The organism is Ohtaekwangia sp. (genome assembly GCF_036568665.1).
In the GTDB taxonomy this organism is placed as follows: Bacteria; Bacteroidota; Bacteroidia; order Cytophagales; family Cyclobacteriaceae; genus Ohtaekwangia.
The window spans coordinates 1-8467 of the sequence record NZ_DATCSD010000177.1 but is presented as its reverse complement, the minus strand read 5'-3'; the positions used below and the strand labels follow the sequence as shown (position 1 = coordinate 8467).

Sequence of the window (8467 nt, the reverse complement as noted above, 5' to 3'; positions counted from 1 at the left end):
TTGTTACCGGAATAATAGATAGGACTATAGACTGTCTCGATACGAAGTATATACTTTAGTGGTCGAGACAGTTTTTTAAACAATTAATACGTATACCATGATGGACAAACTTAGAACATCGCTGCTGTTTGTATTTATAAGTATGGGAGTAACCATAGGATGCAGTGAAGGCGATTCAGGTCAGGAATTAACGTTACCCTCCAATTTACAGGTACAGGTCACCGTGAGTCAGAATGGTTCTGGACTGGTATCCGTTACGGCATCGGCAACCAATGCTAATTTTTATACTATATACTTTGGCGATGTTGCCATAGAAGTGCCCACAAAAGTTACGGATGGAAAAGCTTCGCATACCTATACCGCCTCCGGTAATTATACCGTGAAGGTGCAGGCACATGCCACCAGCAGCGACTTTGTCTCCGATACCAAAAGTATAGTCGTAACCGTAGGCGCAACTTCGGGTGGTGACGATGTTGTTATACCGACAACAGGTTATACTACACCGGATAATTATAGCGGCATGACGCTCGTGTGGAAGGATGAATTTAACGGTACATCTCTCAGCACTACCGACTGGACATTTGAAACCGGTACGGGCACGAGTGGCTGGGGTAATAATGAACTGGAATATTATCGCTCGGAAAACACAACGGTAAAAGACGGCTACTTGATTATTACTGCGAAGAAAGAAAGTTTCTCCGGTAGTAATTATACTTCATCGCGTATCGTTACCAGAGACAAGCAGTCTTTCAAATATGGCCGGATAGATATTCGTGCTGTATTGCCAAAAGGTAAAGGTATATGGCCTGCGCTGTGGATGCTTGGTAATAATATAGGCGATGTAGGATGGCCCAAGTGTGGTGAGATCGATATTATGGAACTGGTAGGTGGTACCGGTGGTGATAACACCGTACATAGTACCATGCACTGGGACAATGCCGGAACACATGCGCAGTATGGTTTATCCAGCACATTGCCAAGTGGTACATACAACGATGAGTTCCATGTATTCTCTATTGTGTGGACATCGTCTTCAATCGAAACCTATGTAGATGACAAAAAATACTTTACGATCGACACAACACCGGCAGAGCTGAGTGAATTTCAGCAGAAGTTCTTTCTGATCTTCAACGTAGCCGTAGGCGGTAACTGGCCTGGCAGTCCGGATGCAAATACAACCTTTCCGCAGCGTATGATTGTTGACTATGTGCGGGTGTTTCAATAATTCATAACCATTTATAGTTTCTTGCATAACGGTGCAAGTATATATAAACCTTAACCTATCAAAACTATATGCGTTTGCTATTGATAACAGGAGTAAGTCTTATGACTTTACTGTTTTCCTGTAACACCAGGCCACAGCTGGTATGGAGTGATGAGTTTGATTATACCGGCTTGCCGGATACAAGCAAATGGAATTACGACCTGGGCAACAACAATGGCTGGGGTAACAACGAGCTGCAATACTATACGAAGGATACAAAGAATATACGCGTGGAAAATGGTATGCTGATCGTGGAGGCTCATCGCGATTCGATCGAGGGAAAACCCTATACTTCTGCACGCGTCATTACCAGGAAGAAAGGCGACTGGCGTTATGCACGCATCGAAGCCAAGGCAAAATTACCGAAGGGTAAAGGAACATGGCCTGCTATATGGATGCTATCTACCGACTGGAAATATGGCGGATGGCCCGCGAGTGGTGAAATTGATATCATGGAACACGTTGGGTATGATCCCGGTGTGATCCATGGCACGATCCATACCGAAGCCTATAACCACATCAAGCAAACACAGAAGGAAGGCAAGATTACTGTGCCTGATGCGCAGGACGGTTTTCATATTTACGCCATCGACTGGAAAGAAGATAAAATTGATTTTCTGATTGATGATAAATTATATCACTCTGTTCCGCGCGATCCGAAAGATGATTTCAAAGGCTGGCCCTTCGATCAACCTTTTTACCTGATCATGAACCTGGCCGTAGGCGGCAACTGGGGAGGGAAAGAAGGTGTTGATGAAAGTATATGGCCGCAAAGAATGGAAGTAGACTATGTGAGAGTATATCAATAGTCGCTGCAAGCGACTGGAAGTGGAGTTATAAGTTATGAGCCGCGAGTTACGAGAAAGAGTATATCTTCTTGTGTCTTGCGGCTCAACGCTTATAACCCAGGTCATTCCATATATACTATATTTCAAAAATAACACTGTGCCCCTCTGTGCAATGGATTTACACACATACACACGTACACACACAAATCCCCTACGCACACCACTGGCAACTCGTAACTCGCAGCTATTCTAAAATTCCAGGTATAATCGTTCCTGTAATAAATTTCGATTCGTCTGAATCGGTGTTGGCTATATCTGGTAAAATACCTGGTCAGTTACTTTCGTAAGATTTTTTTTCATATTTATACCGGCATTGCTTACCAGTATATGTAACGGCGTTACCACTTCGGACGAATACCAGGAGCAAACGGAAATTCCAGGCTTTCGTAATACTGTAACGACTTATCGGGTTTTTCTAACCCTGCAGGTATATCTTTTTTGGAGAATGTCTGGAAATATAGCACGCACGCATTGCGCCACCATATAGCTTCCTGGTGCTGTATAGCCAGCAGGCTTTTTACCTGCTGAAACCGGTCGCGATCTATTTTACTTTCCAGTGCATTCCAGCGTTGTTGCATGTGGTATACCGAATCAGCTCCGGTATAGTAATGATAGCATAGTTCATCCCACAGTGTTCTGCCGGACGATAGTTTATGATCCCAGCGTATGTGATGAAACCAGAGGAGGTATTCCTCCGGGCAGGTATCGGGTGAACCATATAGCTTTTGTACTTCGGGAGTATATTGTGCCAATGCGTTGCTTCCACGGGCCGTTCTATTGAAACCAACGCCCAGGCTATCCGCCTGATGATAGTATACAGCAGTCCAGTCAGCACGCGGTTTATCTTTGATCCACGGTCCCGGGCCATAGTGATGATTCCATCCCATGATATGATGCAATCCCAGAGGTGTCATATACTGTACCGTTGTTTCGCGCGAGCGCAGCATCATTTCTTTTAGTGCGTGCACAGCCGCTTCATCATTCGAGAACGTCATGCGTATCCATTCTTCGGCTATCGTTTCAGATGAAAGAGCCGGCAGCCATGCTAATCTTCCCAAAGCATACCAGTTTGCCTGTGCAAAAGGATGGCCGGTCCAGTTACGATCGTTGCCTATATTGGCTACACCTGCTATACCGGTAAGTTTGTGATTCTCCAGCGAACCATCGATCACCCGCGATACAGTCGAACCTTTACCATGCGTATAGGTATCAGCATCCATACATTCTTTAAACAGCGGAGCGAGATATACCAGGTGCGTGGCAAAGCCTAAGTACTCTTGCGTAAGTTGTACTTCCAGCATAAGCGGAGTCTTGGGCATAGCACCGAACAAAGGATGGAACGGTTCGCGCGGTTGAAAATCAACCGGACCATTCTTTACCTGTACCAATACATTGTTGTTGAAGGAACCATCCAGTGGTTTAAATTCATTATAGGCTTGCTTGGCGCGATCTTCCGGAACTTCGTTGCTATAAACAAACGCTCGCCACATAACGATACCGTGGTGTGGTGCCAGCGCCTCGGCCAGCATGTTGGCTCCATCGGCATGCGAACGATTATAGTTCTGCGGACCCGGCTGCCCTTCGGAATTAGCTTTTACCAAAAAGCCGCCAAAGTCAGGGATATAGGTATATATTTCATCAATCTTGTTTTTCCACCAGACTTTTACATCCTTGTCCAGCGGATCGGCTGTTTTTAATCCGCCAATTTCTATCGGGGCACTGAACCGTGCCGTGAGGTATACTTTAATGCCATAGGGGCGAAATATATCTGCCAGTGCCGCTACTTTTTTCAAATATAGGTCTGTTAATACCTGTGCATTGGCATTAACATTGGTAAGTACTGTGCCATTTATACCGATGGAAGCATTGGCACGCGCATAGTCGTAATAACGCGGATCGATATAGCCGGGTAATTTATGCCAATCCCACAGCGAAAAGCCTGCATAACCGCGCTCCACCGTGCGGTCAAGATTATCCCAATGATTCAGTATACGAAGCTGTATAGCAGGCGCACTGGCAATAGAAAGTGATTGTATACTTTGCTGCGTCTGCAAAAGACGTATGAAGTGATATATACCGTAGAGTACACCTATATCCTGGTTAGCGGTTATAACGATGCAGAGTTTACTTTTAACGGTAGTGGTATAAATAAGAAATCCTTCATTGCCCACAGCGCCCAATTTATCGCGCGGTGCCAGCGATGCAATTACAGGAGAAGAAGCCGGTGTTCCAAGAACGATCGTTCCCGCTTGTATACTATGGGTGTTGCCAATGGTAGTTCCTAATAATCCCTGCAAGGCATTGTTCAATTCCTTTTGGGCAATCAGCAGCGTAGGAGATTCTTTTTCGAGCAGTATATATTTCAGGGTGCTGCTATATTTCTTAGCCAGTGCAGCATCGTTCAGCTTATCATAACGCAGCCATAACCGGTATCCATCTTCGCCCCGGGCTGTGAGACTAACACATAATAACAATGCAAGGAGTATACGGGGAATGGTCAGAGGTGTAGTCATAGTATAGCGTCAATGAGTGGAAGAAGTGGCCTGCTGCGTAGCGAAGATTCGCGCACAATCAGGTTGTGATGCAGCACAATGGTGTTAAGGCTTTTTCCTTCTTTACTATCCAGTTTACGAATCAGCGTAGAGGCAGCGAGTTCGCCCATCTCCTGGCCGGGATAGTTCATGGTAGTAAGATTAGGTTCGATCACCTTCGAGAGCGGATCATTGTTAAATCCGGCAATAGCAATCTGCTCCGGAATTTTTATACCGGCCTGTTTGAGTGTGCGGATGCAACTTACAGCCGTAGTATCATTGGCCGTGAATATACCATCCGGCAGTTGTGGCATTTCGAGTATCTGTTGTGTTACCTCGGCACCGGCTTGTTCGCTCAGGTTGCAATAGTATACCAGCCTGTCATCAAAAGGTATATTGTTATCGGCCAGCGCATGTTTATAGCCTTTCAGGCGATCGGCATATACATTTTGTTTAATGTTCGCAGTAATATGTGCAATGCGTGTAGACCCCTGGTTGATCAGGTGATTGGTAATCTCATACCCTGCCTTATAATTATCGATCACGATACTCGCACACTTCGGATGCTCAAATACACGATCGAAAAAAATCAGCGGTATACCTTTATTCAGAAAGAGATCAAAGTGCGATATATCTTCAGAGTCGTAAGCAAGTGATACCAGCAGACCATCCACACGACTATTATAGAGTGTCTTGATATTCGCGAGTTCTTTCTCTTTTGACTCGGTTGATTGACTGATGATAAGATTATAGCCGGCAGCGTTTGCCACTTTCTCCATCCCCGATATAACAGCCGACATAAAATAACTATTGAGTCGCGGCACTATTACACCAATCGTATTGCTGCGGCTTCTGCGCAGGTTACTGGCAAACATATTTTGCTGATAGCCCATCTCCCTGGCCTTGTCGAAGATCCGTTTCCGCGTGTCTTTTTTTATAGCGGGGTGATCTTTCAGCCCGCGGCTGACAGTGGCAGGGGAGAGGTCGAGTGCTTCAGCTATATCATAGATCGTTACTTCTTTTTGTGCGCTCATTTTTCAACAGGGAGGAAAGGTTTATGGATTGCAAATTAGAATTACCAACCATAAAAGCAGGCCCAATAAGCTAAGCTTTGGCAATCAATTATTGAATCGGTTGCATGTGAATATGTTGTAATAATTTCAAAAATTACAATTATTTTGAATATATATTGCAATCGGTTGCATTTTTAAATCAGTCATCACTTTAGTCAAACTTTTAGGGATTTTCCGCTGAAGCACAGGCTGTAATGTGAGCGATTATAAAAGTCTTAAGGCACACGTTACAACGGTTGGGCTACCATGCCCGAGTAGTATTGCAGAAGATTGTAATGGAGACAGCAGCAACAAAAGAAAGTTATCTGGGCCACCGGAGAACTATATAGTTCGATAGCAATCTTTTGTTTCCCTCAGATTAACGCAGACGAAATGTAAGCGGACAGATAAAAGTTGAAAGCGGAAAGTGAAATTGTCCGTACTCGGAAGCTTTGTGCTTTAAGCTTTTTTACAACTCACGAATAACTGTTAACGATTAACGAATATGAAAAAGATAATACTCGCCATAACTCTCAGCATTGCTGCACAACTAAGTGTAGCACAAGATAAAGGGTTGAAAGACTACTATAAAGATTACTTTCCTATAGGAGTAGCGGTATCACCACAGGCATTGAAAGGTCCGGAGGCAGAGCTGATTGTAAAACAATTTATCAGTATAACGCCCGAGAACGCGATGAAGATGGGGCCTATACATCCGGAAGAGAATCGCTATAATTGGACTGATGCCGATCAGATCGTTGCCTTTGCGCAGCAACATGGTTTGAAAGTTCGTGGTCATGCATTGTGCTGGCATCAGCAAACACCTTCGTGGATATTTACCGATGCCAAAGGAGATACCGTTTCCAAAGAAGTTTTACTGAAACGTCTGCAGGATCACATCACCACAGTAGTGAGTCGCTATAAAGGCAAGATCTATGCGTGGGATGTAGTAAACGAAGCCGTTGCGGATGATCCGACAAAATTACTGCGCAACACTCCGTGGTATAAGATCTGCGGAGAAGATTTCATCATCAAAGCTTTTGAATACGCACATGCTGCAGATCCGGATGCTATACTTTTCTACAATGACTATAATACGGAGAGACCTGAGAAACGCGATCGGGTATATACGTTGCTGAAAAAGCTGAGAGATGCCAAAGTGCCGGTGCATGCTGTTGGTATGCAGGGCCATTGGTCTATCTTCGAGCCTTCCGAAAAAGACCTGCGTGCTACGCTTGATAAATTCTCCTCCCTGGGGCTGAACATCCAAATAACCGAACTGGATGTATCGGTTTACCCATCGGAAAAATTTCCTCGCGAGCGGAGGCAGGGTGAGTCTGATGTTTTTACGTCAGAGTTGGAGAACAAACAGATGGAACGCTATAAAATGGTGTTCCGGGTGCTGCGGGAATATAAGAACGTTATCACCGGTGTTACGTTCTGGAATATCTCGGACAAACACACATGGCTTGATACGTACCCGGTACCGGGAAGGAAGAATTATCCGCTGCTGTTTGACCAGAACCTGAAACCCAAGAAAGTATTTTTCGAGGTAACGAAGTTTTGAAAGGCTTCAGGCGGGTTGACTACAAGCTGCTGGCAGGTGAAGATAAGTTGAAGAGCACTGCTGGTAGTTTGAGGTTGAGCTGAATATACTTGGTAAAAACCAGTAATTTCACAACTCACAAAGCCCAGTGGTTTCAAGTAAGGGGTGATTTATAAAAACTAACGCGCACTAAAAATGATGGAACAAACAATGCGGTGGTATGGTCCGCATGATGCTGTAAGTCTTGCCGATTTGTTGCAGGCAGGATGTACCGGAGTGGTAACAGCTTTGCACCATATACCGGTAGGAGATGTGTGGACGGTAGAAGAGATCGAGAAGCGTAAAGCGATGATCGAGAAGGCCGGCATGACGTGGACTGTGATAGAAAGTTTACCGGTACACGAAGACATCAAGCGTCAGGGTGGTAACTACCTGAAGTATATAGAGAACTATAAGGTGAGTTTGAAGAACGTAGGGCAATGCGGACTGAAGGTTGTTACCTATAACTTTATGCCGATTCTCGATTGGATGCGCACCGATATATCGTATACCATGACGGATGGAAGCAAGGCGCTATATTTCGAGAAGGCTGCATTTATAGCGTTCGATCTTTTCCTGTTGAAAAGACCAGGAGCAGAGAAAGATTATACTCCGGAAGAGATTGCATTGGCAAAGAAACGCTTTGACGATATGAGCGAGGCGGAACGTCAGAAACTTTTTCACAACGCAACGCTTGGCCTACCGGGCAGTGATGAAGCGTTCACGGCACCCGAAATATTGGCAGCACTGAAAAAATATGAAGGCATTACCGCTGCGAAACTGAGAGAGAACCTGTATTTCTTTCTGCAGCAGATAACACCGGCAGCAGAAGTTGCAGGAGTAAAGATGGCTATACATCCGGATGATCCTCCCTATTCTATATTGGGATTGCCCCGCATCATGAGCACAGAGAAGGATGCTACTGATTTAGTGAACGCTGTGCCTTCTCCTGCCAATGGACTTTGCTTCTGCACGGGCTCGTATGGTGCACGTGCTGATAACGATTTGCCGGGCATGGTAAAGCGCCTCGGCGATCGAATAAACTTTTTACACCTGCGTAGCACCAAGCGCGACTATAAAGGCGATTTCTACGAAGCCAACCACCTGGAAGGTGATGCTGATATGTTTAGCGTAGTAAAAGAAGTAGTACTGCTTATGAAACGCAGAGGTATATCTATACCCATGCG

Annotated in this window: 7 protein-coding genes; 5 read left to right on the top strand and 2 right to left on the bottom strand. The window is 45.0% G+C overall.

The window, feature by feature from the left end; translation table 11 throughout:
- Positions 1-97 precede the first annotated feature (97 nt).
- Together VIN08_RS10265 and VIN08_RS10260 are read left to right on the top strand one after the other, a co-directional pair.
- On the top strand, positions 98-1225 hold the full coding sequence (locus VIN08_RS10265) for a family 16 glycosylhydrolase (protein WP_331964113.1): 1128 nt from the start codon (positions 98-100) through the stop codon (positions 1223-1225).
- A 68-nt stretch (positions 1226-1293) separates the two neighbouring features.
- The gene (locus VIN08_RS10260; protein ID WP_414693269.1) at positions 1294-2073 is read left to right on the top strand and encodes a glycoside hydrolase family 16 protein; all 780 of its coding nucleotides are present in this window, start codon (positions 1294-1296) and stop codon (positions 2071-2073) included.
- Positions 2074-2450: 377 nt separating this feature from the next.
- Here the strand turns inward: VIN08_RS10260 and VIN08_RS10255 are convergent, their stop codons facing one another.
- A complete protein-coding gene (locus tag VIN08_RS10255; protein ID WP_331964110.1) occupies positions 2451-4625 on the bottom strand; it encodes an alpha-glucuronidase family glycosyl hydrolase in 2175 nt (724 codons plus the stop codon).
- On the bottom strand, positions 4622-5677 hold the full coding sequence (locus VIN08_RS10250; RefSeq protein WP_331964107.1) for a LacI family DNA-binding transcriptional regulator: 1056 nt from the start codon (positions 5675-5677) through the stop codon (positions 4622-4624). Before VIN08_RS10250 ends, VIN08_RS10255 begins: the two co-directional genes overlap by 4 nt.
- A gap of 242 nt (positions 5678-5919) precedes the next feature.
- On the opposite strand from VIN08_RS10250, the gene VIN08_RS28630 reads away from it, so the two are divergent.
- From VIN08_RS28630 to uxuA, 3 genes are all read left to right on the top strand, one after another.
- On the top strand, positions 5920-6045 hold the full coding sequence (locus VIN08_RS28630) for a hypothetical protein (protein ID WP_414693270.1): 126 nt from the start codon (positions 5920-5922) through the stop codon (positions 6043-6045).
- Positions 6046-6200: 155 nt separating this feature from the next.
- Positions 6201-7262: an endo-1,4-beta-xylanase gene (locus tag VIN08_RS10245; protein ID WP_331964104.1), complete on the top strand. Its 1062-nt coding sequence runs from the start codon at positions 6201-6203 to the stop codon at positions 7260-7262.
- A 174-nt stretch (positions 7263-7436) separates the two neighbouring features.
- Positions 7437-8467: mannonate dehydratase (gene uxuA, locus VIN08_RS10240; RefSeq protein ID WP_331964101.1), on the top strand; the 1031-nt coding region annotated here is incomplete at its 3' end.

Coding starts and splice junctions, on each gene's coding strand:
- VIN08_RS10260 (WP_414693269.1), top strand. CDS start 1,294: ATGCGTTTGCTATTGATAACAGGAGTAAGTCTTATGACTTTACTGTTT.
- VIN08_RS10250 (WP_331964107.1), bottom strand. CDS start 5,677: ATGAGCGCACAAAAAGAAGTAACGATCTATGATATAGCTGAAGCACTC.
- VIN08_RS10255 (WP_331964110.1), bottom strand. CDS start 4,625: ATGACTACACCTCTGACCATTCCCCGTATACTCCTTGCATTGTTATTA.
- VIN08_RS10265 (WP_331964113.1), top strand. CDS start 98: ATGATGGACAAACTTAGAACATCGCTGCTGTTTGTATTTATAAGTATG.
- VIN08_RS10245 (WP_331964104.1), top strand. CDS start 6,201: ATGAAAAAGATAATACTCGCCATAACTCTCAGCATTGCTGCACAACTA.